Raw genomic sequence first — 26,994 nt, forward strand, 5'->3', positions numbered from 1 at the left:
ACCATAGGATTGGGTTCTCCGGGGCGCAAGCCCCCTGCATCCTCGGGACGAGCTCCCTGCGCCCCCGGGAGGACTGAAACCGGACTTCAGGGGGACCGGATCCGGACTTCAGGGGGATCCGGCGGGGCGTACCGCCGCCCTACGCTCCCCGCCATGTTGTCGTGGACACGAGGATTTCTGGCCGCGCTCGCGCTCGGTGCCCTGCTGTCCGCCGGGCCGGCGGGCTGCGGGCCGGACGGTGCGCGCGAAGGCACGGAGCGGAAGGCGGCCGAGCCCGTGGGCAGGCTCCTCGACCGCGCCGACGAGGAGGGGCGGCGCTACCGCGAGGTGGACGAGAAGGGCGCACCCGAAGTCGGTGTCGAGGTCCAGCCGGACACCGGCGGTGACTGGGACATACGGCTGACCGTCCGCCGCTTCCGCTTCTCGCCGCCCGGCACCGAGCCCCGGGCGGTGCCCGGCCGCGGTCATGTCCGCCTGCTCGTGGACGGCCGGCCGGTGGCCCTTCTGCGCACCCCCCGCTACCGTCTGCCCGCCCGCCTGGTCCCCCGCGGCACCCACCACGTCACCGCCCGCCTCCACGCCGACGACGACACGGTCTGGGCGACCGACGGCGCACCGATCCAGCGCACGGCCGACATCACGGCCTCTCCCGTGGAATCGCCCGTGGAATCGCCCGGGGAATCGCTCAGGGGATCGCCCGGGGGAGCACCCGGAGGGTCACCTGGGGGATCGCCTGCGGAATGACCGGGGCCGGTCCCGGGCTCGGGGCCGCGCGCTCCCGCGGGACGGGCAGGGCGCCGGCGGGGCGCACGGTGGGCGTGCCACGGAAGGCCGCCCCGTCGTCCGACCGGCCGGAAGACACGCTTCACCCGATGAGCGGAGGCGGGCATGATGAAGCCGTGTCCCACGCGACCCCGCTACGCCGCGCCCCCGTGCAGCGGCGCAGCGCCGAACGGCTGACCAGAATCCTCGACGCCTGCGCCGATCTCCTCGACGAGGTCGGCTACGACGAGCTGACCACGCGTGCCGTCGCTCTGCGCGCCGGTGTGCCCATCGGCTCCGTCTACCGCTTCTTCGGCAACAAGCGCGCGATGGCCGACGCGCTCGCCCAGCGCAACCTCGAGCGCTTCGCCGAGCGTGTCACGGAGCGTCTGCGGAAGACCGAGAGCGACGACTGGCGTGTCGCCATGGACGTCGTGCTCGAGGAGTACCTGGAGATGAAGCGGACCGCTCCCGGCTTCTCCCTGGTCGACTTCGGCAACCAGATTCCCGTCGGCGCCCCCCGTGCCGAGCCCAATTACCGTGTCGCCGACCGCCTCGCCGAGCTGCTCTCCGGTCATCTGGACCGCCCCCTCGACGACGAGCTGCGCCGCACCTTCCTGGTGGCCGTCGAGACCGCCGACACCCTCGTCCATCTCGCCTTCCGCGTCGACCCGCAGGGCGACGAGCGGATCATCGAGGAGATGCGGGTGATGCTGCGGGCGTATCTGGAACGGGCGCTGGACCGAGAGACGTCCGCTCCGGGGACCGCGCCGCCGTCGGCGGAGAGGCGTCGGCTGAGCCGGTCGGGCGATGTCTGACGGCGCGTCGGGCGCAGGTCACGGTCTTCAGCGGTCGGGTGTGAAAGAGAGTCAGAGACAAGAGCGATTTGTATGAAAATCGGCTGACTCGGAGGAATGCGCATGCCCACCCTGACATCTCTACGCACCTTCGGCTCCCGCATCGGTGCCACCGCCGCCCTGACGGCCCTGACCGCGGCGGGGGCCACATGGTTGGCGGCACCCGCCGCCATGGCCCAAGGAGAAGGCGGCGACATCAGGATCCACCGGGTGGGCGTGCCTTTCGGCGTCCCGAAGGACGACCCCGTGGTGTGCCGGTTCTATCTCGAGGCCGTCAACTTCGACAGCCTCCCGAGCATCGCCTACACCATCCAGGCACAGCCTCCGCTGCCCACCAGCGCCACCGTCAACGGCACCATCGCCCTCGGCGCCGGAGCCGGCCACACCGAACCGCTGGTGCTGACCGACGGCCAGTACAAGCTCATCTGGAGCGTCGACGGCACCACCAGGGAGAAGCTCTTCCGTGTCAACTGCCGTGACGAGCAGGAACGGCGCGAGGGAGCCCACGGTCCGGGCGGCCGGATCGAGGACCAGGGCCGCGGCCACGACCAGCAGAACGGCGTGGCCTCCACGGGCCACGACAACGACGGAGGCCCGAAGGGCGCCGTCCACGCGGGCGCCGGCGGCCTCGCCCCGGTGGCCGCCGCCCTCTCACCGCTGACCGGCGCCGCGGCCGTGGGACTGGCCGCGGCCGGTGGAGCGGCGTACGTCCGGCGGGCCCGACGGCAGCTCCATGGCGCCGCGTAGGGCGTACGCCGAACGTTCCGCCCGTCCCGCGGCGCTCCCCCGGCCCGGCGGCCGGGGGGTGCGCCCGGGTACGCGTCCCTCCCGGCTCCCCGAGCAGGGAGGGACGCCGGGCCGTGTGGCCGGGGCCGCCCGCGTACATCCGGTGCGCGGGCGGCCCCCCGCCGTGCGCGCACGCCCTCTGCCGGGCTCCCGGCCCCGCATGAACAGGGGCAGGCCCTCCACCATCGCGGGCCCCGTTCCCCGGGTGCCCGCGAGACCCGTTCCCCGGGCGGCCGGCGGCGCCGCTTTCGCGCCACGCCCCGGACGCAGGCGCAGGCCCTGGTACCGGACCCGTGCCTATCGCCTCACCAGAACCGCTGTGCTCGCGCTCCTCCTGGTGATGGCGGGGACCCGGTGCGAGGGAGCGGGCGAGCGCACCGCAGCGGACCGGGCCGGCGGACCGGTCGTCGCGGCGCCGGCTCTCCCGGCCCCCTCCGGCACGGGCGACACGGGCGGCGGAACGGGCGACGGCGCACGGGGAGGCAACGGCGCGGAGGGCAACGGAGCGCAAGGCAAGGGCAAGGACCAAAGCAAGGACCAAAGCAAGGACCGAGGAGAGGGCAAGGACAAGGACAAAGACAAGGGTGCGAACAGCGGCGCCCAGGACAAAGGCACTCAGGACAAAGGCGCGCAGGACGGCGGCCGGTCCGCCTCCCCGCGCCCCACCGCTCCGTCCTCACCCCCGCCCGCGCCGCTGCCCAGGTCCCGGGCGACCACTCTGCGCATTCCCTCCCTCGGCATCGACGCCCCCGTCGTCGGCCTCGGCCTCGACGCCGACCGGCGGCTGAAGACGCCACCGGCCGACAATCCCAACCTCGTCGGCTGGTACAAGGACGGGCCCACGCCCGGGGAGCGCGGCACGGCGGTCGCGGTGGGACACCGCGACACCAAGAAGGGCGCCGCCGTCTTCGCCGCGCTCGGCCAGGTCGAGCCGGGCCGGACCATCGAGGTACGGCGCGCGGACGGCCGTACCGCCGTCTACACCGTGGACAAGGTGCAGGTCTTCGACAAGGACCGCTTCCCCGACAAGGAGGTGTACGGCCCCGCCCGCCGCCCCGAACTCCGCGTCATCACCTGCGGCGGCCTCTACACCCACCGAACCGGCTACTCCAGCAATGTCGTCGTCTTCGCCCATCTGACCGCGACGAAGTGACATCCGGTCAGTCCCGCACACGGCCGGCCGCTTTCTTCCGGGTGTCTCCCGGGTGCCTCCCGGGCGGACCGGAGCACCCGACCGGATCCGGGGCACCGGGGCCCGTCCGCCGGCTGGTCCGGCGGCGCCGACGGGCGGGTACGGCCTCGGACCGCCTTCCGGGTCCGACCCGCCTTCCGGCCCGGTCCGCCTTCCGACCCCGGAGGAGTGAAGACCCCGGCCCCGGGACGTCCGGTGACCGAAAACCATCGGTGCCGACACGGGGAGCCATCGGTAGGTTGTGACACGTACGACGCATTCCTCCCCACGCGTACGACGCGCCCCGTCCCAAGGAGCACGATGAAGGCACACGACGGCATGTACATCGACGGTGCCTGGCGCCCCGCCGCGGGCCAGGACGTCATCGAGGTGGTGAACCCGGCCGACGAGCAGGTCATCGCCACCGTGCCGGCGGGCACCGCCGAGGACGTGGACGCGGCCGTGCGCGCCGCCCGCGCCGCCCTCCCCGGCTGGGCCGCGACGCCGCCCGCCGAACGGGCCGCCCGCCTGGCCGCCCTGCGGGACGTGCTGGTGGCCCGCGAGGAGGAGATCGCCGAGACCGTCACCGCCGAGCTCGGCTCGCCGCTCGCCTTCTCCCGGACGGTCCACGTGGGCGTGCCGATCGCGGTCGCCGGCTCCTACGCCGATCTCGCGGCGACGTACGTCTTCGAGGAGAAGGTGGGCAACTCCACCGTGTACCACGAGCCGGTCGGCGTGGTCGGCGCGATCACCCCCTGGAACTACCCGCTGCACCAGATCGTCGCCAAGGCCGCCCCGGCGCTGGCCGCGGGCTGCACGATCGTGCTGAAGCCGGCCGAGGACACCCCGCTCACCGCCCGGCTCTTCGCCGAGGCGGTCCATGAGGCCGGGGTTCCGGCGGGTGTCCTCAACCTGGTGACCGGCCTCGGCCCGGTCGCCGGGCAGGCCCTCGTCGAGCACCCGGACGTCGATCTGGTCTCCTTCACCGGCTCCACGGCCGTCGGCAGGCGGATCGGCGCGACGGCGGGCGCCGCCGTCAAGAGGGTCGCCCTGGAGCTGGGCGGCAAGTCCGCCAACGTCATCCTGCCGAGCGCCGATCTGGCCAGGGCCGTCAACGTCGGTGTCGCCAACGTGATGTCCAACTCCGGCCAGACGTGCAGCGCCTGGACCCGGATGCTGGTGCACCGCGACCAGTACGACGAGGCCGTCGAGCTCGCCGCGACGGCCGCCGCGAAGTACGGCGACCGCATCGGCCCGCTGGTGAGCGCCGCACAGCGGGCACGCGTGCGCGGTTACATCGAGAAGGGAATCGCCGAGGGCGCCCGCCTGGTCGCCGGCGGCCCCGAATCCCCGCGCGACAAGGGCTACTTCGTCAGCCCCACCGTCTTCGCCGACGTCACCCCCGACATGACCGTCGCCCAGGAGGAGATCTTCGGCCCGGTCCTGTCCGTCCTGCGCTACGAGGACGAGGAGGACGCCCTGCGCATCGCCAACGGCACGGTCTACGGCCTTGCCGGGGCCGTCTGGGCGGGCGACGAGGCCGAGGCGGTGGCCTTCGCCCGCCGTATGGACACCGGCCAGGTCGACATCAACGGCGGCCGCTTCAACCCCCTGGCCCCCTTCGGGGGCTGCAAGCAGTCCGGCGTCGGCCGTGAACTCGGCATCTACGGCCTCGCCGAGTACCTGCAGACCAAGTCCCTCCAGTTCTAGGCACTCCGGCTCCAGGTCCTCCGCTTCCGGTTTCCCGCTTCCCTCGTCCTTTCCTCGTCTTTTTTTCCCGTCGTTTCCCTCGTCCCAAGGGAGTCATCACGTCATGGCCGTACGTGCCGCTGTCCTGCCCGCCATCGGCTCCCCGCTGGAGATCACGGAGATCGAGCTGCCGGAGCCCGGCCCCGGCCAGGTCCGGGTCCGGCTGGCCGCCGCCGGGGTCTGCCACTCGGACCTGTCGCTGAGCAACGGCACGATGCGGGTGCCGGTGCCGGCCGTGCTCGGTCACGAAGGCGCGGGAACCGTTCTCGCCGTCGGCGAGGGGGTCACCCATGTCGCGCCGGGCGACGCCGTCGTCCTCAACTGGGCGCCGTCGTGCGGGGAGTGCCACACCTGTGCGCTCGGTGAGGTGTGGCTGTGCGCCAACGCGCTGAACGGCATCGCCGGCGTCCACGCCCGCACCGTCGACGGCACCGAGCTGCACCCCGGTCTCAACGTCGCCGCCTTCGCCGAGGAGACGGTCGTCGCCGCCTCCTGTGTCCTGCCCCTTCCGGACGGGGTCCCGCTCACCGACGCCGCGCTTCTCGGCTGCGCCGTCCTCACCGGGTACGGCGCCGTCCACCACTCGGCGAAGGTGCAGCCGGGGGAGACCGTCGCGGTGTTCGGCGTCGGCGGAGTCGGCCTGGCCACCCTCCAGGCCGCCCGGATCGCGGGCGCGGCGAGGATCATCGCCGTCGACGTGACCCCGCAGAAGGAGGAACTGGCCCGCCGTGCGGGCGCCACGGACTACCTCCTCGCCTCCGAGAACACGTCCCGTGAGATCCGCGCCCTCACCGACAGGCAGGGCGTCGACGTCTCCGTCGAGTGCGTGGGCCGTGCGGCCACCATCCGCGCCGCCTGGGACTCCACCCGCCGTGGCGGCCGTACGACGGTCGTCGGCATCGGCGGCAAGGACCAGCAGGTCACCTTCAACGCCCTGGAGATCTTCCACTGGGGCCGCACCCTGACCGGCTGCGTCTACGGCAACTCCGACCCGGCCAAGGACCTGCCCGTCCTCGCCGGCCATGTCCGCGCCGGCCGCCTGGACCTGACCGCCCTGGTGACCGAACGGATCGCCCTGGACGGCATTCCGGCCGCCTTCGAGACCATGCTGGCGGGAAAGGGGGGACGGGCCCTGGTGGTCTTCTGACCCCGCAGCCGCAGGCCGGGCGGGCACCTCGCCGGCGCCAGGAGGACAGGGCTCAGTGCCTTTGTGCGGTTCCGATGGCGATCCTGATGGCGATCCCGACGGTGAGCAGCCTGGGCGCCGTGGTGTGACCGGGTGCCCGGGGAAGCCGGGCGCCGGCGCCTGCTCTGCGGCGAAGAGGCCGCCGCCCGGGTGACCACTGACTTCCCGCGCCGTCCGGGCACTCGGCGTCATGAGCCGTCGATCAGCTTCTTCACCTCGACAGGAAGCTCCGTGCCGGAGTAGGAGACGACGAACTCGGCTTCACCAGGGGTGTCGCCGACTGCGACGGCCACGTCGGGAGAGATGCCGTCGACCTCATGGACGGTCTCTGTCGTCCCTGACGCCTCGGACGCATTCTGGCCGCCGGTGTCGTCGCAGGGCGGTTCGGTGGCGTCGCCGAGTTTCTCCCCGACGGTGAACGTCACGTTGGCGACGTCACGGTACGTTCGGCCGTGGTACAGAATCCGGTATTCACAGGATCCTGACTCCGCACCGTCGCTGCTGCCGCCCGCCGTGCACGCGACTGCCGCCACCATCACGGCTGCCAGTGCCATGGATCGTCCGACCCGGCTCATCAAGCCTCTCCTCAGTGGATGCTGCGCGGACGGGGCTGCTTCTCAACGCAGTGGTTCATTGACCATGCCGGTCATGGCCGTGCGTTGGGGGCCACTGCGGGGCCACTGTCTGGAAATGACCCAATGGACCGCCGGATTGTCGTGGCCGTGGCCCCGGCCCGATGCCGTGTGAGACTCCGCTTCCTCGGCACTCGGGTGGGCCTGGGCACGTGGGCCTAAAGACGCCTGCTGCCGTTCATGACCCTCCGTGTCGAGCCTTTCCGCTTCGACTCCCGGATCGGACAACCCCGCGCAACCCCAGCGGGGTCATGCGGGCAACGGCCTGTTCCCCGTGCACGAAATGCTCGCTCCGCGTGCTCGCGCCCCCTCGCCGTGATGCGTGAGCCCTCGCTCCCACACCCGGGGTCGCACACAGGCGCTCAGCGCAGCGCCGCCGCCTCGATCCCCAGCAGTTCCGCCAGGGCCCGCTCGCCCGCAGCCGTGACCTTCACCGCGCGCTCGGAGCCGATGCGTACGCACCAGCCCGCGTCGAAGGCGTGCCGGCACAGGGCCGCGCCGGCGGCCCCCGCGAGATGAAGGCGCCGCTCCGTCCAGTCGAGGCAGGCCCGGGCCAGCGGACGCCGGCCCTTGCGGTCCAGTGTGATGCCCAGGGCGTCGAACCAGGCCAGCCCCGCGTCCGTGAGCGCGAAACCGGTGTCCTGCCGCAGCAGCCCCCGCACGGTCAGCGCGTCCGTCACCACGATGCCCAGCCGTCCCGCGAGATGGTCGTAGCAGGTGCGGCCGCGGGCCATCGCCGATGCGGCGCCGGCCTCCCGCAGGGTGCGCGGCCGGTGCACGGCCTTTGGGGCGACCCGGGCGGCCAGGTCCTCCACCAGCTGGGCGGCCCATGCGTCGGCCAGACGTACGTACCGGTGCCGCCCCTGCCGCTCCTCGGCCAGCAGCCCACCGGCGACGAGCTTGTCCAGGTGCTCGCTGAGCGTGGAGGCGGCGACGCCCGCGTGCCGGGCCAGTTCCCCGGCCGTCCACGCCCGTTGGTCGAGCAGCGCCAGCAGACACGCGGCGCGGGTCTCGTCGGCGATCAGCCCGGCCAGCGCGGCAAGGGCCCGCGCCCGGGCGTTCCTGGCAGTCACGCGCTCCAGGATGGGGCACTCACGGTTCGGCCGTCACCGAAGTGCGGCCACGCGGTCCGCGTCGTCCGGAGCCTGCTCCCGTGGGGCCCGGTCCCACGGGTCTCTGAGTACGGGAACTGAGTATCCCGGCGGATGTGGCCCCGGCCACACCCACTGATGCTTGTCGGCATGAGCGACACACCGATCAAGCAGCAGAACACGGCTGCCTTCTACGGTCAGGCCGTCGTCTCCTTCGCGGTCTCCCTGGCGGCCACCGCCATCGGCATCGTCCGGCTGAACGCCGACGCCTGGGTACGGGCCTTCCTGGGCATCGCCGTCCTGTACCTCGTCACCTCCGCCTTCACCCTCGCCAAGGTCATCAGGGACCGCCAGGAGGCCGGGCAGATCATCAACCGGGTCGACCAGGCCCGTCTGGAAAAACTCCTCGCCGCGCACGACCCGTTCGAGAAACTGTGATCCGGTTGCGTCACTCCACCGTCCCAGGGACGCTAAGCGCCCGCTCATCCTCGGCGGTATGGTGGACCCCTTGACGCAGAGAGGGGCAAAGCAAGCGATGAGTACGGCGGAGGAGAGGGCCGACAGCGACCTGCAGTCGTGGGCCGAGGTCACCCCGGACGCGGCCCGGCGGCTGCTGCTGGCCGCCGTGGAGGCCTTCGCCGAGCGGGGCTACCACGCGACGACGACGCGTGACATCGCGAGCCGGGCCGGAATGAGCCCGGCCGCGCTCTACATCCACTACAAGACCAAGGAAGAGCTGCTCCACCGCATCAGCCGGATCGGCCACGAGAAGGCGCTGGAGATCCTGCGCACGGCCGCCCGGCGCGAGGGCAGCGCGACCGAGCGGCTCGCCGACGCCGTGAGTTCCTTCGTCCGCTGGCACGCCAGGGGGCGTACCACCGCACGGGTCGTCCAGTACGAGCTGGACTCCCTCGGGCCGGACGCCCGCGCGGAGATCCTCGCGCTGCGCCGCCAGGTCGACGCCGAAGTCCGCGGGATCATCGAAGAGGGGGCGGCCGCGGGTGAGTTCGACGTCCTGGACGTCCAGGGCACCACGCTGGCCGTGCTGTCCCTGTGCATCGACGTCGCCCGCTGGTTCAACGTCAACGGCCCCCGCACCCCGGAGGAGATCGGCGAGCTCTACGCCGACCTGGTGCTGCGGATGGTCGGGGCCAAGAACAGGAAGTAGGGCCGGGTTCCCGCGGACGGTTCCGGATCCCCGCGGGCGGTCCGGACCGTCCGCGGCCGGCCCCGGGTCCGCTGTCCCCCGCGGGGGAGCACCGGATCCTGCGGGCGGTGACCTGACTGCGGGGAGCGCCGGACTGCGGGGAGTACCGGCTGCAGGGAGCACCGGTCTACAGGTAGTACCGGACCACCGACTCCGCCACGCACACCGGCTTGTCGCCGCCCTCGCGTTCCACGGTGAAGGCGACGGTCGTCTGCACCCCGCCCGGCACCTCCTCCACGCCGGTGATCACGGCGGTGCTGCGCAGCCGCGAGCCGACCGGCACGGGGGCGGGGAAACGGACCTTGTTGGTGCCGTAGTTGACGCCCATCCGCACACCCTCGACCTTGATCAGCTGCGGCCCGAACAGCGGGAGCAGCGACAAAGTGAGATAGCCGTGGGCGATGGTGGTGCCGAAGGGGCCCGCGGCGGCCTTCTCCGGGTCCACATGGATCCACTGGTGGTCGCCGGTCGCCTCCGCGAACAGGTCGATCCGCTTCTGGTCGATCTCCAGCCAGTCGGTGTACCCCAGCTGTTCGCCCACCGCCGCCTTCAGGTCCTCGACGGACGTGAAGATCCTCGGCTCTGCCATGTGCCCGGCCTCCGCATCGCACACCATCTCTAAGCGACTGCTTAGCATGGCCGGGCCGAAGGCCTCTGTCAATGGACCGGACGCGTGGCGCGCTGGGTAGGCTCTCACGAGTGCCCCAGATACCCGAGAAGATCCACGAACTGACCGTCGGCCAGGTGGCCGCACGCAGCGGCGCCACTGTCTCCGCCCTGCGCTTCTACGAGTCCAAGGGGCTGATCAAAAGCCGTCGAACAGCGGGCAACCAGCGCCGTTACTCCCGTGACACCCTGCGCCGGGTCGCCTTCGTCCGGGCCGCGCAGCGCGTCGGCATCCCGCTCGCCACGATCCGCGAGGCGCTCGCCCGGCTGCCCGAGGAACGCACCCCCACCCGGGAGGACTGGGCCCGCCTCTCCGCGGCCTGGCGTTCCGAGCTGGACGAGCGCATCAAGCAGCTCAGCCGCCTCCGCGACCACCTCACCGACTGCATCGGCTGCGGCTGCCTGTCCCTGGACACCTGCGTCCTGTCCAACCCGGACGACATCTTCGGCGAACGCCTGACGGGCTCGCGCCTGATGGTGGAGCGCGGGAACCACGAGAACAGGGACACGCCCGCGTGACCGCGGGCACGCCGGACCCGGCCGCCCGGGGCCGGCGTCCCGGCCGGCCCGCGGGCGTGCCGGCCCGCTCCCGTCCTGCCGTACCGGCGGTCCCCCGGCCGCCGGGCGGGCGTCACGAACGCCCCGTCGGCCCCGTCGTCCGTACGGCAGGACCGGCGCACCCCGGCGCGCTCAGGCGGACGCCAGCAGCTCCCCCCGCCTGGCGTGCTCCAGGGCCTCGGGGGTGAGGACCGGGCGCGGAACCAGGATTCCGCACTGCGTGCAGACCGGACCGGACGACGGTTCATGGTCCAGGTCGTACGTCCAGACCAGCCGCTCCCCGCCGCACACCGGGCATGCCGTGCCCGGTTCGCGCTCCAGCGCGGCGATCAGCCGGCGCAGCACCTCGGCCAGCGGCTCCCGCGGGTGCACCCGTGGGTCGTCGCACCAGGCCACCCCGAAACCGCCCCAGGTCAGCCGGTGCCAGTCGTCCACGCTGCCGGGCCTGCGCAGCCCCTCGTGCTTCTCCTTCTTGCGGCGCCTGGCGAACTCCACCTCATAGGCGAGCCACACCGCGCGCGCTTCCTCCAGCTCCTCCAGTGCGGCCACGAGCCGCGCCGGATCGGGGGACCTGTCCTCGGGGTCGAACCCCGCCCTGGAGCACAGATGGTCCCAGGTCGCCCTGTGTCCGTACGGCGCGAACCGCTCCAGACACTTGCGCAGCGAGTAGCGCCGCAGCGCCAGGTCGCACCGCGGGTCCCTCACCTGTCTCGCCAGACTCCGGAAACCGGCCATCGCTCTGCACCTCCGTCACATCCGCACCTGCGTGCTGCGGTCACCGCGGCGCCGTACGGCGTCCCCCGCATCGAGCCGGCGTCCGAAGCCGTCGCACGGACGTGCCGTACCGGCACCGCCGAAGAGACGTGCCGGCGCCCGATCCGGCTCCATCGGTTTTCCGATGTCCGCCATAACGTCGCCCTGGTTGACCTTCACGAGGTACTTCCAAAAAGTGACGCATGTTCATTTTCCAACCCGGGGATACCGACGGTAACGTCCTGCCCTCACCCTGTCGGGAGGAGCCGCCATGCCACGGCGCACCCCACACACCGCGCTCGACAGACCGAGAGCTCCCCGCGGATTCCACGGGTTCCTGAAGGCCGCCTCCGTATGCGTCCTTGTGACCGGTCTTTTGTCTCCGTTCTCCCCAGCGTTTTCCCCAGCGGCGGCAGCCGGGACGGCCGCGGGAGCGGCCGGCGAGGCGATCACGGAGGCGTCCGGCGGAGCGGCGGCCGCGAACGATCACTGCGGCGGCCGGTGCTCCGACATCCTGCCACCCGGCGAGAACGGCAGCGCCACCCTCGCCCAGATCGTCCTCAACCAGGCCTTCGGCGCTCTGCCCAGCCACGCCGGGGACCAGCTCGGCCCCTACGCCGACCTGGCCAAGGGCTACCCGGCGCTCACCGACGACAAGATCAACTCCTTCTTCAACGACGCCTCGTTCGGCGTCCCGCCCGACCAGGTCGCCTCCACCGTGAGGCCCGCGGGCCGCAGCGATGTGACCATCGTCCGCGACAAGAGGACCGGGGTGCCGCACATCACGGGCACCACCCGCTACGGCACCGAGTTCGGCGCGGGATACGCCGCGGCCGAGGACCGGCTGTGGCTCATGGACTTATTCCGGCGCGTCGGCCGCGGACAGCTGACCCCCTTCGCCGGCGGCGCACCCGCCAACCAGCAACTGGAACAGGAGTTCTGGCGCAACGCGCCGTACACCGAGGCCGAGCTCCAGGCACAGATCGAGGGCGCGGTGGCCCGCAACGGCGCCCGCGGACAGCAGGCCCTCGCCGACGCCCAGGCCTACATCGACGGCATCAACGCCTACATCGACGCCTCCGACTCCGGCCGCTACTTCCCCGGTGAATACGTCCTGACCGGCCACAAGGACGCGATCACCAACGCCGGCACCATCGAACACTTCAAGATCGGCGACCTGGTCGCGCTGGGCGCCGTGATCGGCGCCCTGTTCGGCTCCGGCGGAGGCGGAGAGGTCGACAACGCGCTGTCCCTGCTGGCCGCCCAGTCGAAGTACGGCATCGAGGAGGGCACCCGGATCTGGGAGTCCTTCCGTGAGCGCAACGACCCCGAGGCCGTTCTCACCGTGCACGACGGCAAGCGCTACCCGTACGCCGGCAGGCCCGGCACCCCCCAGGGCATGGCCCTGCCCGACGCCGGCTCCGTGGTCCAGGAGCCGCTGATCCACCACCGCACCGGCAGCGCGGTGACCGCCGCCGCGAAGAACGCCTCCGCCGCGGCCGCGAGAAACGCCCTCTCCTCCGCCCGGCGCGGCATGTCCAACGCCCTCGTCGTCAGCGGCAGGCACACCGCGAGCGGCCACCCGGTCGCCGTCTTCGGCCCGCAGACCGGCTACTTCGCTCCCCAGCTGCTGATGCTCCAGGAGATCCAGGGCCCGGGCATCAGCGCCCGCGGCGCCGCCTTCGCCGGTCTGAGCATGTACGTCGCCCTCGGCCGCGGCCAGGACTACGCGTGGAGCGCCACGACCTCCGGCCAGGACATCATCGACACCTACGCCGTCGAGCTGTGCCAGGACGACTACCACTACCTGTACCGCGGCACCTGCACGGCCATGGAGAAGGTCGAGCGGACCAACTCCTGGAAACCCACCGTCGCCGACTCCACCCCGGCCGGCTCCTACACCATGCGGGTGTGGCGCACCAAGTACGGTCCCGTCACCCACCGCGCCACCGTCGGCGGGAAGAAGGTCGCCTACACCACCCTGCGCTCCTCCTTCCTGCGTGAGGCCGACTCGATCATCGGCTTCCAGATGCTCAACGACCCCGGCTTCATCGAGGGCCCGGAGGACTTCCAGAAGGCCGCGCAGCACATCAACTACACGTTCAACTGGTTCTACGCCGACTTTGAGCACACCGCGTACTACAACAGCGGCGACAACCCGGTGCGGGCGAGCGGCGTGGACGCCGACTTCCCGGTGTGGGCCCGGCCGGCGTACGAGTGGCGCGACTGGGACCCGGCCACCAACGGCGCCGCCTACACCCCGCCGTCCGCACACCCGAACTCCGTCGACCAGGACTACTACATCTCCTGGAACAACAAGCTGGCCCTGGACTACACCTCCGCCGCCTGGGGTGAGGGCTCCGTGCACCGCGGCAACCTGCTCGAGGACCGGGTGAGGAAGCTGGTCGCGGCCGGCGGGGTCACCCGTGCCTCGCTGGTGCAGGCGATGGCGGACGCGGCCGTGACCGACCTGCGGGGAGAGGACGTCCTGCCCGGCCTGCTCGAGGTGATCAACAGCTCGCCGGTCACCGATCCCACGGCCTCGGCGGCCGTGAGCACACTGCAGGCCTGGCTGGCCGCGGGCGCCCGGCGCACCGAGACCTCGGCCGGTGCCAGGAGATACGCGCACGCCGACGCCATCCGGATCCTGGACGCCTGGTGGCCGCTGCTGGTGAAGGCCCAGTTCGAGCCGGGCCTCGGCAGTGACCTCTACACCGCCTTCACCGCCAATGTGCCGATCGACGAGTCGCCGTCGGCCGCGCACGGCCCGACCGGCGCGCACGCCGGGAGCTCCTTCCAGTTCGGCTGGTGGAGCTACGTCGACAAGGACATCCGGGCGGTGCTCGGCAAGCCCGTGCGGGGCCCGCTCGCGCGGAAGTTCTGCGGGGGCGGTGAGCTCACCGCCTGCCGGGACGTGCTGATCGGCACCCTGAAACAGGCCGCCGGAACGCCCGCGGCCCGGGTTTACCCCGGTGACGACCAGTGCTCGGCGGGCGACCAGTGGTGCGCCGACTCGATCGTCCAAAGGCCCCTGGGCGGCATCAAGCACGGCAGGATCAGCTGGCAGAACCGGCCCACCTTCCAGCAGGTCGTGGAGTTCACCGGTCACCGGTAGACCGGGGGCGGCGGGCCGCGTCCGCGGACGCGGCCCGCCGGGTGCCGGGGCCGGTTCGGAGCGGGAGCCGGCCTTGGCACGGCTCAGTCGCACAGCACGGCCCAGTCGTAGGCGTGAACAGCACGGCTCAGTCGTAGAGGAGGTACTCCTTCCGTACCTTCCGGAACGCGGCCAGCTCCTGCCGCCAGCCGGCCACCACCTCGTCGGTGGTCGCCCCGGCGTCGATCATCGTGCGCACCCGGGCGGAGCCGGTGAGTCTGTCGATCCAGTGGTCCGGGCGCCAGGCGAAGCCGCTCCAGACCTGCCTGGCGGTCACCAGCAGCGCGATCCCGGTCCGCACGGGGTCGTAGGCGGCCCGGTCGTGCACATGGATCTGCACCCCGCCGACCGTCGTGCCCTGGAACTTGGAGAAGGTGGGCGTGAAGTACGCCTCCCTGAAGCGCACGCCCGGCAGGCGCAGGGCGTTCGCCGCGGCGGCCCAGCGTCCGTCGATCCCCTCCGCGCCGAGCAGCTCGAAGGGGCGGGTGGTGCCGCGGCCCTCGGACAGGTTCGTGCCCTCGAACAGACACGTCCCCGCGTACACCAGGGCGGTGTCGGGGGTCGGCATGTTCGGGCTCGGCGGCACCCAGGGAAGCCCGGTGGCGTCGTGGAACCACGACCGCCTCCAGCCGGTCATCGGCACGGTCTCCAGCGGCACCGGTGCGGCCAGGAACTCCCCGTTGAACAAGCGCGCCAGCTCGGCGACCGTCATGCCGTGCGCCTGCGCGACCGGCTGCCGTCCGACGAAGCTCGCGAACTCCCTGTGCAGCACCGGCCCCAGGGCCTCGCGCCCGGTCACCGGGTTCGGCCGGTCCAGCACCACGAACCGCTTGCCGGCCAGGGCGGCGGCCTCCATGCAGTCGTACAGCGTCCAGATGTACGTGTAGAAGCGGGCACCCACGTCCTGGATGTCGAAGAGGACCGTGTCCACGCCGGAGGCGGTGAAGACGTCGGCCAGGGGCCGCCCGCTCTTGAGATAGGTGTCGTACACCGGCAGCCCGGTGGCCGGGTCGTCGTAGCGGCCCTCGGAGCCGCCCGCCTGCGCGGTGCCCCGGAAGCCGTGCTCGGGGCCGAAGACGGCGACCAGGTTCACCCGGGGATCGGCGTGCATGACGTCCACGACATGCCGTACGTCCCGGGTGACGCCGGTCGGATTGGTGACGATCCCCACCCGCTGCCCGCGCAGCAGTGCGTAGCCGTCGGCGGCCAGACGCTCGAAACCGGTCCGTAACCGCCCGGGCCCGCGGCGCCCGGACGCGGCCGCCGGTGCGGACGCCGTGACGGCCGCCGTGGCCGCTGCGAGCACACCTCGTCTGGACATGTGCATGGGTGACCTCCGTGGAGTGGACGGTGCCGACCGCGAGCCCCCTGCGGTGCCGCGGTCCCCCTCCACGGTGCTGCGCCCGCCCCTTCCCTGGCACATACCGACCGGTTAGTCTGGCGCGGAGCCGAGGGGCCCGTGTCGCAGCCATGCGGAAGGAGACCGAGGATGGAAGCCGTGCGGGATGCGGGAGTGGTCGTCACCGGGGCCGGCGGGGGCATCGGCGCCGCGCTGGCCCGCCGGTTCGCCGCCGAGGGAGCACGGGTCGTGGTCAACGACCTCGACGCCTCCAAGGCGGAGGCCGTGGCCGAGGAGATCGGCGGCATCGCGGTGCCGGGCGACGCCTCCGAGATCGTGGCCGAGGCCCGTGACGCGCTCGGCGGCACGGTCGACGTCTACTGCGCCAACGCGGGCCTGCCGTCCGCCGGTTCGGAGGCGGCCGACGAGGAGGTCTGGGCGCGCGCCTGGGACGTCCATGTCATGGCCCATGTCCGCGCCGCCAGGGCGCTGCTCCCCGCCTGGCTGGAGCGCGGCAGCGGCCGGTTCGTCTCCACCGTCTCCGCGGCCGGACTGCTCACCATGATCGGCGCCGCCCCGTACACCGTCACCAAGCACGGTGCCCTCGCCTTCGCCGAGTGGCTGTCGCTGACCTACCGTCACCGCGGGATCAAGGTGCACGCGATCTGCCCGCAGGGCGTGCGCACCGACATGCTGGACGGCGCCGGCAGTGCGGGCGACCTGGTGCTCCGGCCGACCGCGATCGAACCGGAGGACGTGGCCGACGCCCTGTTCAAGGGGATGGAGGAGGACCGCTTCCTGATCCTGCCGCACCCCGAGGTCGCCGGTTTCCACCGGGCCCGGGCCGCCGACCCCGACCGCTGGCTGGCGGGCATGAACCGCCTCCAGCGCACCTGGGAGGAGACCCGGTGACCGCCTCCCGCCACCGCCCCGGCGCCACCGGCGAAACGGTCCCGGCCGCACGTGCCGCACACCGGGGGAACGCACACCGGGGGAGGAGACCGGCCGCCCGTGCGCACCCGCGGCGGGCCGCGATCCTGCCGGATGCGCCGAAGGCGGCAAGTGGGAAGATCCTGCGTCGGGAGCTTCGTTCCCGAGAGCACGGCAGCGAGTAGGACCACGGAAGGCGGGTGGCGGCAGGTGCCCAGGACGACGGACTCGGATGACGCTCCGGTGCCGCAGCGGCTCCTGGCCGCCGCCACCCGGCTCTTCGCCGAACAGGGCTACGACCGCACCTCGGTGCAGGAGATCGTCGAGGCGGCCGGTGTCACCAAGGGAGCGCTCTACCACTACTTCGGCTCCAAGGAGGACCTGCTGCACGAGGTGTACGCACGCGTGCTGCGCCTTCAGCAGGAGCGCCTGGACGCCTTCGCGGACGCCGACGAGCCGGTCGAGAAGCGGCTGCGGGACGCGGCGGCGGACGTGGTGGTGACCACCATCGAGAACCTCGACGACGCGATGATCTTCTTCCGCTCGATGCACCACCTGAGCCCGGAGAAGAACAGGCAGGTGCGTGCCGAGCGCCGGCGCTACCACGAACGCTTCCGCGCGCTCGTCGAGGAGGGCCAGCGGACGGGCGTCTTCTCCACGGCGACCCCGGCCGACCTGGTGGTCGACTACCACTTCGGCTCGGTCCACCACCTGGCGACCTGGTACCGCCCGGACGGCCCGCTGAGTCCCCGGGAGGTCGCCGACCATCTGGCGGACCTGCTGATGCGGGCGCTGCGCCCGTAGGGGCCGGCGTCTTCGGCCCGTCCGGCTTTCCGTCCGGTTTCGGGAACGGAAGTCCGCGGAACCCGTTCGGTGCCGAGGAGGGCCGGCGCCGCTCAATCAAGAGGACCGGCGCCGTTTAAGAGAGGACCGGGGGCATCGGGGACACGGTCCTCGGACGAGCGGGGGCGGCGGGGCGAGGACCTTTCCCCGGCCGCCCCCTCATGTCACAGATACTTCCTCAGCTCCCGCCGTGCCAGCGATCGCTGGTGGACCTCGTCCGGACCGTCCGCGATCATCAGCGTGCGCGCTGCCGCGTACAGCTCCGCCAGCGGGAAGTCCTGGCTGACACCCCCCGCGCCGTACAGCTGGATCGCCCGGTCGATGATGCCCACCACCGCCCGCGGTGTGGCGATCTTGATGGCCTGGATCTCGGTGTGCGCGCCCCGGTTGCCCACGGTGTCCATCAGCCACGCCGTCTTCAGCACCAGCAGCCGCAGCTGCTCGACGGTCACCCGCGCGTCCGCGATCCAGTTCTGCACCACACCCTGTTGGCCCAGCGTCCTGCCGAACGCCGTGCGGGACACCGCCCGCCGGCACATCAGCTCGATCGCCCGCTCGGCCATGCCGATCAGCCGCATGCAGTGGTGGATACGGCCCGGGCCGAGGCGCGCCTGCGCGATGGCGAACCCGCCGCCCTCCTCGCCGATGAGATGGGACACCGGCACGCGCGCGTGGTCGAACACCACCTCGGCGTGACCGCCGTGGAAGTGGTCCTCGTACCCGAACACCCGCATCGCCCGCGCGACGGTGACACCGGGCGTGTCACGCGGCACGAGCACCATGGACTGCCGGCGGTGGGGGTCCGGCCCGTCCGGGTCCGTCTTCCCCATCACGATGAAGATCGTGCAGTCCGGGTGCATCGCGCCCGAGATATACCACTTGCGGCCGGTGATGACGTACTCGTCGCCGTCCCGCTCGATGCGGGTGGTGATGTTGGTGGCGTCCGAGGAGGCCACCTCCGGCTCGGTCATCGCGAACGCCGAACGGATCTCACCGGCGAGCAGGGGCTCGAGCCACTGCTTCTTCTGCCACTCGTCGCCGAACTGCGCGAGCAGCTCCATGTTGCCCGTGTCCGGCGCCGCGCAGTTGGTGGCGAGGGGCGCCAGCTGCGGGGAGCGGCCGGTGATCTCGGCGAGCGGGGCGTACTGGAGGTTGGTCAGCCCGGCGCCGTACTCGGCGTCCGGCAGGAAGAGGTTCCACAGGCCCTGCCGGCGCGCCTCGGCCTTCAGCTCCTCCACCACGGGCGGGGTGTCCCAGGGGGAGGGCAGCGCGGCCCGCTGCTCCCGGGCCACCGCCTCGGCCGGGTAGACGTACTCGTCCATGAAGGCCAGGAGCCTGGCGCGCAGTTCCTCGGTGCGTGCGTCGAACGCGAAGTCCATGTCGCTCAGCCCTCCTGAAGAGCGGTCAGCCCGTGCTCGATGAAGACGGGGACGAGGTCGCCGATGCGGTCGAAGCCGTGCCCGACCGTCCGGCCGAGCGTGTACCGGTAGTGGATGCCCTCCAGGATCACGGCCAGCTTGAAGCAGGCGAACGCCGTGTACCAGGACACGGCCGAGACATCGCGCCCCGACCGCGCGGCGTACCGCTCGATCAGCTCGGCGGGGGAGGGGTGGCCGGGGGCCAGGGCGGTGGTGGAGACGGGCGAGTCCGGCAGGGCCGGCGGCCGGCTGTACATCACCAGCAGGCCCAGGTCGGTCAGCGGGTCGCCGAGCGTGGACATCTCCCAGTCGAGGACCGCCGTGATCCGGTCGTCGGCCCCGATCAGGACGTTGTCGAGCCGGTAGTCGCCGTGCACGACGGCCGGCGCGGGGGAGTCGGGCAGTGTGCGCCCGAGCGCCGCGTGCAGTTCGTCGATGCCGGCGAGGTCGCGGCTGCGGGAGGCGTCCAGCTGCTTGCTCCAGCGCCTCAGCTGCCGGTCCAGGTAGCCCTCGGGCCGGCCGAAGTCGGCGAGGCCCACCTCGGCGGGGTCCACCGCGTGCAGCTCGACGAGGGTGTCCACCAGCGACAGCACGGCGTTCCGGGTGCGCTCCTCGCCCAGCGGGGCGAGCTGCTCCGCGGTGCGGTACGGGGTGCCCTCGACGAACTCCATGACATAGAACGGCGCGCCCAGCACCTCCTCGTCCTCGCACAGCAGCAGCGGGCGCGGCACCGGCACGTCGGTCGGGTGCAGGGCGCTGATCACCCGGTGCTCGCGCCTCATGTCGTGTGCGGTGGCCAGGACGTGGCCGAGCGGGGGACGCCGTACGACCCACCGCGAGGTGCCGTCCGAGACCGCGTACGTCAGGTTCGACCGGCCGCCCTCGATCAGCCGGCCGGTCAGGGGGCCCTGGGCCAGACCGGGCAGCTCCCGGTCGAGCAGGCCGCGCAGCCGGTCGAGGTCGAGTCCGGGCGGGTGGTCGGGGCTCATCGGCGCTCCTGTGGGCCGGGGAGAGGGGACGCGACCATGATGCCGACCGGTCGGTATGCCGTCCAGTGTGCCGACCGGACATGTCCGTCGCCACGGCGGTGGGCGGTACGGCGGGTCCCCTCTGCGCGGGGCGCGTGTGCCACCGCGGCTCCGGCCGGTGCGTGGGGGCACTTATGGGAGTACTTAAGGGGACAGGGGGCGCTCAGAAGACCAGCGCCGCCGCGCAGACCGCCACGGCGACCGTGCACAGGACCGCCGCCGTGGCGTGCCGGGCGGTGAGGGCCGGAGGGCGTCCCGGCCGGGCGAGGGCGCGGATGCGGAGCTGGGCGAGCAGGAGGAAGGCCGCCCACAGGACGCAGCACAGGGCGGTGACGGCGAGACCGGGTGCGGACGCGCCGCCGTGCAGGGCCGACTTTGCGGCGAGGGCGGTGACGACGGTGCAGGCCAGGGTCGTACGCCGCCAGGCCAGCCGGGTCCGCTCCGGCTGCAGACCGGGGTCCCGGTCGGGGCCCGGTGACCGTGTGCCCGTGTTCATCCGGCCCATCCGGCGAACACGACGACGACCATGACGACGGCCACGGCCGCGACGATCAGGCTCAGTACGGCCGGGAAGCGCGAGGCGGGCAGGTCCTCGCCGCGGCGCATGGCCCGCTCGCAGCGCACCCAGTGGTCGACCGCGCGCAGGGAGCACAGCACACCCGCGGCCAGCAGTGTGAGGGCGAGCCCGATGCGCCAGCCCCAGCGCAGACGGGGCAGGAACTGGTCCACCGCGAAGCCGCCGGCGATCAGGGCGAGGGCGGTGCGCAGCCAGGCGAGGAAGGTGCGCTCGTTCGCCAGCGAGAAGCGGTAGTCGGGGGTGCTGCCCTCCTCCCGGACCTCCTCGGGGGCGAACCACAGCCGGACGTTCCGTACGAAGTCGATCACGCGAGGGAACTCTAGGGCCCGCTCACCGCGTGGACCGGTACGCCTTCAGCCGTTCGTAGGCGGCCAGCCCGTCCGGCACCCACTCCCACTCCCGCAGACGGCGCTCCACCTCGTCCTCGGACAGGAAGCCGTACCAGGCGACCTCCTCGGCCTGCGGCCGCACGGGCAGATCGCAGCGGACCTGGTAGACCGCCGACCACCAGGTGTGGCCGGCGCCGTCGTCGTACAGGAACTTGAACAGGTACTCGGGGCGGGGCAGTCCCGTCACCCCCAGCTCCTCCTCGGCCTCGCGCAGGGCCGCGTCGTCGTAGGTCTCACCGGCCCCGACGACCCCGCCGACGAACATGTCGTACAGCGAGGGGAAGACCAGTTTGGCGGGTGTGCGCCGGTGCACGAAGAGCCGCCCCTCGGCGTCCCGCACCTGCACGAAGACACAGCGGTGGCGCAGTTTCCTGGCGTACGCCTCCCCGCGCGGTGACTGCCCGATGACGCGATCGTGGTCGTCGACGATGTCGAGGATCTCCTCCGCAGCGCTCATGGGGCCATCCAATCAGCCGCGCGCATGACCGACGCAGCTGTTCGACGGGACCACGGCTCCCGTCGCCGGTTTGCTCCAGGGCGTCTCCAAGCCGCGACAGCGGACGCTCCGGGCGGGTCCGCGCCGAGGGACACGGGAAGACGACGGCAGGTGTCCGACTGCGTCAGGACAAGGGGGTGTGAACCCTCAGGAGGGCTGACCGGCCGCGCCGCCCATGCGGAACGACGCGCCGCCCCTGCGGAACCCATGACACAACCCATGCGGAACAAGGACCGGCCGCCATGCACGTGGCGGCCGGTCCACACACTGAGGCCGGGGAGGGGCGAGCCCTCCCGCCGGGCCCCTAGATCACCAGGGACAGCAGCAGGACCAGGGCACCGGCGACCACCGAGATGATCGTCTCCATGACCGACCAGCTCTTGACCGTCTGTCCGACGCTCATGCCGAAGTACTCCTTCACCAGCCAGAACCCGGCGTCGTTGACGTGGCTGAAGAAGAGCGAGCCGGCGCCGATGACCAGAACCAGCAGGGCGGTGTGGGTGGTCGACATGTCGGCCGCGAGCGGGGCGACCAGACCGGCCGCCGAGATGGTCGCCACGGTCGCCGAACCGGTCGCGAGCCGGATCGCCACCGCGATCAGCCAGGCCAGCAGCAGTGCCGGGATCGACCAGTCCTTGGATATGTCCAAGATCATCTGACCCGCACCGCAGTCGATCAGCGTCTGCTTGAAGCCGCCGCCCGCGCCGACGATCAGCAGGATGCCGGCGATGGGCATGAGGCTCGTGTCGACGGTCCGCGCGATCTGCTCCTTGCCGAACCCGGCCGGCAGGCCCAGCGTGAAGATGCCGACGAGCACGGCGGCCAGCAGCGCGATCATCGGGGAACCGATGATGTCGAAGACGCGCTGGGTCATGTTCCCGGGGTCGTCCACGACGATGTCGACCAGGGCCTTGGCCAGCATCAGGACCACCGGCAGCAGCACCGTGACCAGCGTGACGCCGAAGCCGGGACGCCGCTCCAGCTCCTTTGACGGGCGCTGGGGCAGCATCCGGTCGGGGACGGGGACGTCCACCCAGCGGGCCGCGAACCCGGAGAACAGCGGACCGGCGACGATCACCGTCGGGATGGCGACCAGGAGGCCGAGCGCCAGCGTGATGCCCAGGTTGGCGCCGACCGCGTCGATCGCGACCAGCGGGCCGGGGTGCGGGGGGATCAGGCCGTGCATCACGGACAGACCGGCCAGTGCCGGGACACCGATGCGTATCAGGGAGTAGTGGCCGCGCTTGGCCACCATCAGCACCACCGGGATCAGCAGCACGATGCCGACCTCGAAGAACAGCGGCAGACCGATCACGGAGGCGATCAGCACCATCACCCACGGCATCGCCCGGCCCCGGGCCCTGGCCAGGATCGTGTCGACGATCTCGTCGGCGCCGCCGGAGTCGGCGAGCAGCTTGCCGAGGATCGCGCCGAGGGCGATCAGCACGCCCACACCGGCGACGGTCGAGCCCAGGCCGGAGGTGAAGCTGCTGATCGCCTTGTCGAGCGGTGCCCCGGCGAGCGCGCCGAGCACCAGCGACCCGATGGTCAGTGACAGGAAGGCGTGCAGCTTGTACCGGGTGATGAGGAGGACGATGACGGCGATGCCCGCCAGGACGGCGATGCCCAGCTGAGCGTGTCCGGCCGAGGTGATCGGCGGGGGCGCGTCCGCTGCCAGCATCTCGACGCTGAGTCTGGTCACGGTGTTCCCTTGCAGATGAGGTGGGGTGTTTCAGGGGGAGTGGGGGGTGTACCGCAGTCGGTGACCGCGGGGAGAGACGTCACCGCTGGGGCGGCCGCGCCTCGGTCGGCTGGGCGGTGCTAGCCGAGGTCCTCCAGCGCGGCCAGGGCACGCGCGGTGATCTCCTCGGGGGTGCCGGAGATGTCGACCGCGACGCCCGGCTCGTCCGGCTGGAGCGGCTGCAGTGTGGCGAACTGGGAGTCCAACAACGCCGTCGGCATGAAGTGGCCCCGGCGGTTCGCCATACGGCGCTCGACGAGCTCCCGGTCGCCCGTCAGATGGACGAACACGATCCCGGGAGCCGCGGCCCTCAGCCGGTCGCGGTACGACCGCTTCAGCGCCGAGCTGCTCACCACCCCGCCCCGTCCCGTCCGCCCGCGTGCCCAGGCGCCGATGGCGTCCAGCCACGGCCACCGGTCCTCGTCCTCGAGCGGGATCCCGGCCGTCATCTTGGCGATGTTGGCCTCGGGATGGAAGTCGTCGCCCTCGGCGTACGGGACGCCGAGCCGGTCGGCGAGCAGCGGACCGATCGTGGTCTTGCCCGTGCCGGCGACGCCCATCACCACAACGACGTGGGGGGTGCGCATCACTGCCTCGCTGTCTTCCTCGACGAGCGACGTCGATGTCCGACGTCCGCCATACTGAAACCCATAGGTACGACAAATTCAAGAGTCTGTGATGTATAAGTCTGACTTTTGAGTTCCTTGATCCACGCCGTACTCTGTGGGGCATGAGCGCACCGGGCCGGGGGCTGCACGGCCATGTACTGGACATCCTTGGCCCAGCCATCACCGCGGGGGAGTACCCGCCGGGCAGCGTGCTGAGAACCGACGAGCTGGCACAGCGTTTCGACGTGTCACGCTCCGTCATGCGCGAGGCGGTCCGCGTCCTGGAGTCCATGCGTCTGGTCGCCTCACGCCGCCGGGTCGGTGTGACCGTGCTGCCCCAGTCGGAGTGGAACGTCTACGACCCGCAGGTCATCCGCTGGCGCCTGGCGGGCGCCGACCGGCCCCGGCAGCTGCGCTCCCTGACCGTGCTGCGCTCCGCGGTCGAACCGGTCGCGGCCGGCCTGGCCGCGCAGCACGCCACACCCGAGCAGTGCGCCGAACTCACCGAGTGCGCCCTCGGCATGGTGGCGAACTCACGCGGCCACCGGCTGCAGGAGTACCTGGTGCACGACATCGCCTTCCACCGCGTGATCCTCACGGCCTCCGGCAACGAGATGTTCGCCCGCCTCGGCGACGTCGTCGCCGAGGTCCTGAGCGGCCGCACCCGGCACGAGGTCATGTTCGACGACCCCGACCCGGCCGCCGTCACCCTCCATGTGCAGGTCGCCGAGGCCGTCCGCGCGGGCGACGCGGAGCGCGCCGAGCGCCTGACCCGCGAGATCACCGTCGGCGCGCTGCGGGAACTGGACATCCTGGCGCCGTAGCCCCGGCCGCCCACGCGCCCCGCGGGCTCCGCGTCCGTCCCGATCTGCCCTGATCTGCTCTGGTCTGCCCTGATTTGCGCGTCCGTTCCGCCTACGTCTCGGGGAAGTCCCCGTCCACGTACACCCAGGCGCCGTCCAGCCGCTCGAACCGGCTGTGCTCGTACAGGGAGCCGCCCCGGTAGGACGCCCGGAACGTCACCGTCCCGGTGGTGTGGAAGGCGGAACCGCCCGTCGTGTCCAGCACCTCGAGCCCGGTCCAGCGCATTCCAGGGTCCAGGTCGAGCCGCGCGGGCCGGGTGCGCGGATGCCACGTCCGCAGCAGATATCCCGCGTCCCCGCGGACGAAGGCGCAGTACCGCGAGCGCATCAGCGCCTCCGCGGTCGGCGCGGCGGCACCGCGGTGATAGCGGCCGCAGCACTTCTCGTACGGCCCGGGCAGCCCGCACGGGCAGGAACGCGTGGTCATGCCCCCCATTCTGTCCCCGCCGGGCGGGGCGTCCCGCCACCGGTGCGGCGCACGCCCGGCGGGGGCACAGTGGAAGAGGGCGCCGTCCCGTGCCGCATGTCCGGCCCGGCCGAGGAGGGACCGACGATGACCCGACCCGTGGGCAACCGGCCTCCGTCCGCCAAGGAGTGGCGGCTGAGCCTGTACCTGTCCGAGCACGACCCGGAGACCACCGCCCGGGTCGTCCTGGACACCGGCGACAACGTCCTGGAGGCCTGCGCAAGGGCCCACCGCAGCCCGTACGACCCGGACGTGCCCGAGATCGGCGAGGAACTCGCGGCCGGCCGTGCGCTGATCGCGCTGGGCCGTGAGCTGCTGCGCGCCGCCAACGGCGACATCAAGGCGGTGGGAGCGTCCGAGGCGACGTCCCCCGCCCCCCTGTGGGAGCCCAGGGAGTGAACGAAGGAGCCGACAGTGCTCTTTGCGAACCGTACCGAGGCGGGCCGGCGGCTGGCCGCCCGTCTGGAACATCTCAAGGGCCAGGACGTCGTGGTGCTCGGTCTGCCCCGGGGAGGCCTGCCGGTCGCCGCGGCCGTCGCGGAGGCCCTCGACGCACCCCTGGACGTGTGCCTGGTACGGAAACTGGGGGTGCCCTCCCGGCCGGAGCTCGGCATGGGAGCCATCGGCGAGGACGGTGTGCGCGTCCTCGGCCAGGAGGTGCTGCGCGCGGCCCGGGTCCAGCCCGAGATGCTGGCCCGCATCGAGGAGCGCGAGCGCCGCGAGCTCGAGCGGCGGGCCGTCCGCTACCGGGGCGAGCGGCCCCCGGTCGCCGTCGCCGGCCGGACCGCCGTGATCGTCGACGACGGCGTGGCCACCGGCTCCACCGCACGGGCGGCCTGCCGCACGGTACGTGCGCGGGGGGCGGCGAGGGTCGTCCTCGCGGTCCCCGTCGCGCCACCGGACTGGACGGACCGGCTCGCCGGGGAGGCCGACGAACTGGTCTGCCTGGCCACTCCGGCGGACTTCTTCGCGGTCGGCCAGTTCTACGCCGACTTCGCCCAGCTCGACGACGAGGACGTGGTCGCCTTCCTCCGCCGGGCGGCGGGCCGCTGCCCGGCCGGCCGCGCAGTGGCCGACCGCGAGGTGGAGGTGGTGGCCGGGGCCGTACACCTCGGCGGCCACCTGACCGTGCCTCCCGACGCCACCGGCGTCGTGGTCTTCGCCCACGGCAGCGGCAGCGGACGCCACAGCCCGCGCAACCGCTTCGTCGCCGACGGCCTGCACAAGGCCGGTCTGGGCACCCTTCTGTTCGACCTGCTCACCGAGGACGAGGCACAAGACCGCGCCCATGTGTTCGACACCGTGCTGCTGGCCGGCCGCCTCACCGATGCCACCGCCTGGCTGCGCGCCCAGCCCGCCGTGGAAGGCCTGGCCGTCGGTTACTTCGGCGCCAGCACCGGTGCGGCGGCCGCCCTCTGGGCCGCCGCGGAACCCGACGCCCGTATCGCCGCCGTGGTCTCCCGCGGGGGCCGGCCGGACCTCGCGGGGCCGAGGCTCCCGGCGGTGACCGCCCCCACGCTGCTGATCGTCGGCGGGGCCGATCTCATGGTCCTCGATCTCAACCGGCAGGCGCAGGCCCGCCTGCACTGCGAGAACCGGCTGGTCACGGTCCCCGGCGCCACCCATCTCTTCGAGGAGCCCGGCGCCCTGGAGAGGGTGACGGAACTGGCCCGCGACTGGTTCACGGACCACATGGCGGCGGCGCACGTGTGACTTTGCGCGGC

28 protein-coding genes are annotated in these 26,994 nt (G+C 72.3%); 15 read left to right on the forward strand and 13 right to left on the reverse strand.

The genetic code is table 11. From position 1 onward, the window contains the following. Window positions 1-153: 153 nt before the first annotated feature. From ABD224_RS09990 to ABD224_RS10015, 6 genes are all read left to right on the forward strand, one after another. Window positions 154-744, forward strand: coding sequence for a hypothetical protein (locus ABD224_RS09990; protein ID WP_425580956.1), 591 nt, complete (start codon window positions 154-156; stop codon window positions 742-744). A 128-nt stretch (window positions 745-872) separates the two neighbouring features. Further along, window positions 873-1,580 (forward strand): TetR/AcrR family transcriptional regulator, encoded by a 708-nt coding sequence (locus ABD224_RS09995; protein ID WP_425580957.1) that lies wholly within the window; start codon window positions 873-875, stop codon window positions 1,578-1,580. 102 nt (window positions 1,581-1,682) lie between these two features. Then, window positions 1,683-2,366, forward strand: coding sequence for a hypothetical protein (locus ABD224_RS10000; protein ID WP_344049047.1), 684 nt, complete (start codon window positions 1,683-1,685; stop codon window positions 2,364-2,366). Window positions 2,367-2,724: 358 nt separating this feature from the next. Further along, window positions 2,725-3,558, forward strand: a complete 834-nt coding sequence (locus ABD224_RS10005) for a class F sortase (RefSeq protein ID WP_344049048.1) — start codon at window positions 2,725-2,727, stop codon at window positions 3,556-3,558. 339 nt (window positions 3,559-3,897) lie between these two features. Next, window positions 3,898-5,286, forward strand: coding sequence for an aldehyde dehydrogenase family protein (locus tag ABD224_RS10010; RefSeq protein WP_344049049.1), 1,389 nt, complete (start codon window positions 3,898-3,900; stop codon window positions 5,284-5,286). Between the two features lie 103 nt (window positions 5,287-5,389). Continuing rightward, window positions 5,390-6,472, forward strand: coding sequence for a zinc-binding dehydrogenase (locus ABD224_RS10015; protein ID WP_344049050.1), 1,083 nt, complete (start codon window positions 5,390-5,392; stop codon window positions 6,470-6,472). A 227-nt stretch (window positions 6,473-6,699) separates the two neighbouring features. Here ABD224_RS10015 and ABD224_RS10020 read toward each other — a convergent pair whose 3' ends face one another. After that, window positions 6,700-7,086, reverse strand: a complete 387-nt coding sequence (locus ABD224_RS10020; protein WP_344049051.1) for a DUF6281 family protein — start codon at window positions 7,084-7,086, stop codon at window positions 6,700-6,702. Window positions 7,087-7,505: 419 nt separating this feature from the next. Then, window positions 7,506-8,216: an ArsR/SmtB family transcription factor gene (locus ABD224_RS10025; protein ID WP_344049052.1), complete on the reverse strand. Its 711-nt coding sequence runs from the start codon at window positions 8,214-8,216 to the stop codon at window positions 7,506-7,508. Window positions 8,217-8,384: 168 nt separating this feature from the next. On the opposite strand from ABD224_RS10025, the gene ABD224_RS10030 reads away from it, so the two are divergent. Beyond that, window positions 8,385-8,672: a YiaA/YiaB family inner membrane protein gene (locus ABD224_RS10030; protein WP_344049053.1), complete on the forward strand. Its 288-nt coding sequence runs from the start codon at window positions 8,385-8,387 to the stop codon at window positions 8,670-8,672. Window positions 8,673-8,769: 97 nt separating this feature from the next. After that, window positions 8,770-9,402 (forward strand): TetR/AcrR family transcriptional regulator, encoded by a 633-nt coding sequence (locus ABD224_RS10035; RefSeq protein WP_344049055.1) that lies wholly within the window; start codon window positions 8,770-8,772, stop codon window positions 9,400-9,402. A 166-nt stretch (window positions 9,403-9,568) separates the two neighbouring features. Here the strand turns inward: ABD224_RS10035 and ABD224_RS10040 are convergent, their stop codons facing one another. Beyond that, window positions 9,569-10,030, reverse strand: coding sequence for a MaoC family dehydratase (locus ABD224_RS10040; protein ID WP_344049056.1), 462 nt, complete (start codon window positions 10,028-10,030; stop codon window positions 9,569-9,571). A gap of 110 nt (window positions 10,031-10,140) precedes the next feature. Here ABD224_RS10040 and soxR point away from each other — a divergent pair, with 110 nt between their 5' ends. Beyond that, on the forward strand, window positions 10,141-10,626 hold the full coding sequence (soxR, locus tag ABD224_RS10045) for a redox-sensitive transcriptional activator SoxR (RefSeq protein ID WP_344049057.1): 486 nt from the start codon (window positions 10,141-10,143) through the stop codon (window positions 10,624-10,626). A 171-nt stretch (window positions 10,627-10,797) separates the two neighbouring features. On the opposite strand, the gene ABD224_RS10050 is transcribed toward soxR, so the two are convergent. Next, on the reverse strand, window positions 10,798-11,400 hold the full coding sequence (locus tag ABD224_RS10050) for a hypothetical protein (protein WP_344049058.1): 603 nt from the start codon (window positions 11,398-11,400) through the stop codon (window positions 10,798-10,800). A gap of 289 nt (window positions 11,401-11,689) precedes the next feature. Here ABD224_RS10050 and ABD224_RS10055 point away from each other — a divergent pair, with 289 nt between their 5' ends. Further along, window positions 11,690-14,533 (forward strand): penicillin acylase family protein, encoded by a 2,844-nt coding sequence (locus ABD224_RS10055; protein ID WP_344049059.1) that lies wholly within the window; start codon window positions 11,690-11,692, stop codon window positions 14,531-14,533. Between the two features lie 127 nt (window positions 14,534-14,660). On the opposite strand, the gene ABD224_RS10060 is transcribed toward ABD224_RS10055, so the two are convergent. Beyond that, window positions 14,661-15,899, reverse strand: a complete 1,239-nt coding sequence (locus tag ABD224_RS10060; RefSeq protein ID WP_344049060.1) for an exo-beta-N-acetylmuramidase NamZ family protein — start codon at window positions 15,897-15,899, stop codon at window positions 14,661-14,663. A gap of 162 nt (window positions 15,900-16,061) precedes the next feature. Between ABD224_RS10060 and ABD224_RS10065 the strand changes: the two genes are divergently transcribed. Both ABD224_RS10065 and ABD224_RS10070 read left to right on the forward strand, forming a co-directional pair. Continuing rightward, window positions 16,062-16,823, forward strand: a complete 762-nt coding sequence (locus ABD224_RS10065; protein ID WP_344049061.1) for an SDR family oxidoreductase — start codon at window positions 16,062-16,064, stop codon at window positions 16,821-16,823. A gap of 228 nt (window positions 16,824-17,051) precedes the next feature. Then, complete coding sequence (locus ABD224_RS10070; protein WP_344049062.1) at window positions 17,052-17,645, forward strand: TetR/AcrR family transcriptional regulator; 594 nt, start codon at window positions 17,052-17,054, stop codon at window positions 17,643-17,645. Window positions 17,646-17,848: 203 nt separating this feature from the next. Here ABD224_RS10070 and ABD224_RS10075 read toward each other — a convergent pair whose 3' ends face one another. From ABD224_RS10075 to ABD224_RS10105, 7 genes are all read right to left on the reverse strand, one after another. Continuing rightward, on the reverse strand, window positions 17,849-19,063 hold the full coding sequence (locus ABD224_RS10075; RefSeq protein WP_344049063.1) for an acyl-CoA dehydrogenase family protein: 1,215 nt from the start codon (window positions 19,061-19,063) through the stop codon (window positions 17,849-17,851). Window positions 19,064-19,068: 5 nt separating this feature from the next. Then, window positions 19,069-20,091 (reverse strand): phosphotransferase family protein, encoded by a 1,023-nt coding sequence (locus ABD224_RS10080; RefSeq protein ID WP_344049064.1) that lies wholly within the window; start codon window positions 20,089-20,091, stop codon window positions 19,069-19,071. Between the two features lie 202 nt (window positions 20,092-20,293). Next, window positions 20,294-20,626, reverse strand: a complete 333-nt coding sequence (locus tag ABD224_RS10085) for a DUF202 domain-containing protein (protein ID WP_344049065.1) — start codon at window positions 20,624-20,626, stop codon at window positions 20,294-20,296. After that, window positions 20,623-21,015: a YidH family protein gene (locus tag ABD224_RS10090; RefSeq protein ID WP_344049066.1), complete on the reverse strand. Its 393-nt coding sequence runs from the start codon at window positions 21,013-21,015 to the stop codon at window positions 20,623-20,625. The genes ABD224_RS10085 and ABD224_RS10090 overlap by 4 nt, the downstream gene beginning before the upstream one ends. A 22-nt stretch (window positions 21,016-21,037) precedes the next feature. After that, window positions 21,038-21,553: an NUDIX hydrolase gene (locus ABD224_RS10095; protein ID WP_344049067.1), complete on the reverse strand. Its 516-nt coding sequence runs from the start codon at window positions 21,551-21,553 to the stop codon at window positions 21,038-21,040. A 343-nt stretch (window positions 21,554-21,896) separates the two neighbouring features. Continuing rightward, entirely contained in the window at window positions 21,897-23,294 is a 1,398-nt protein-coding gene (locus tag ABD224_RS10100; RefSeq protein WP_344049068.1) for a GntP family permease, read from the reverse strand. 119 nt (window positions 23,295-23,413) lie between these two features. Then, on the reverse strand, window positions 23,414-23,920 hold the full coding sequence (locus tag ABD224_RS10105) for a gluconokinase (RefSeq protein WP_344049069.1): 507 nt from the start codon (window positions 23,918-23,920) through the stop codon (window positions 23,414-23,416). A 143-nt stretch (window positions 23,921-24,063) separates the two neighbouring features. Between ABD224_RS10105 and ABD224_RS10110 the strand changes: the two genes are divergently transcribed. Further along, window positions 24,064-24,765 (forward strand): FadR/GntR family transcriptional regulator, encoded by a 702-nt coding sequence (locus ABD224_RS10110; protein WP_344049070.1) that lies wholly within the window; start codon window positions 24,064-24,066, stop codon window positions 24,763-24,765. 91 nt (window positions 24,766-24,856) lie between these two features. On the opposite strand, the gene ABD224_RS10115 is transcribed toward ABD224_RS10110, so the two are convergent. Beyond that, window positions 24,857-25,231, reverse strand: coding sequence for a YchJ family protein (locus tag ABD224_RS10115; protein WP_344049071.1), 375 nt, complete (start codon window positions 25,229-25,231; stop codon window positions 24,857-24,859). Window positions 25,232-25,357: 126 nt separating this feature from the next. Here ABD224_RS10115 and ABD224_RS10120 point away from each other — a divergent pair, with 126 nt between their 5' ends. After that, the gene (locus tag ABD224_RS10120) at window positions 25,358-25,669 is read left to right on the forward strand and encodes a dsRBD fold-containing protein (RefSeq protein ID WP_344049072.1); all 312 of its coding nucleotides are present in this window, start codon (window positions 25,358-25,360) and stop codon (window positions 25,667-25,669) included. Window positions 25,670-25,684: 15 nt separating this feature from the next. Next, window positions 25,685-26,983: a phosphoribosyltransferase family protein gene (locus tag ABD224_RS10125; RefSeq protein ID WP_344049073.1), complete on the forward strand. Its 1,299-nt coding sequence runs from the start codon at window positions 25,685-25,687 to the stop codon at window positions 26,981-26,983. The last annotated feature ends 11 nt before the right edge of the window (window positions 26,984-26,994 follow it).

This window comes from Streptomyces thermoalcalitolerans (assembly GCF_039525155.1).
Classification (GTDB): Bacteria; Actinomycetota; Actinomycetes; order Streptomycetales; family Streptomycetaceae; genus Streptomyces; species Streptomyces thermovulgaris.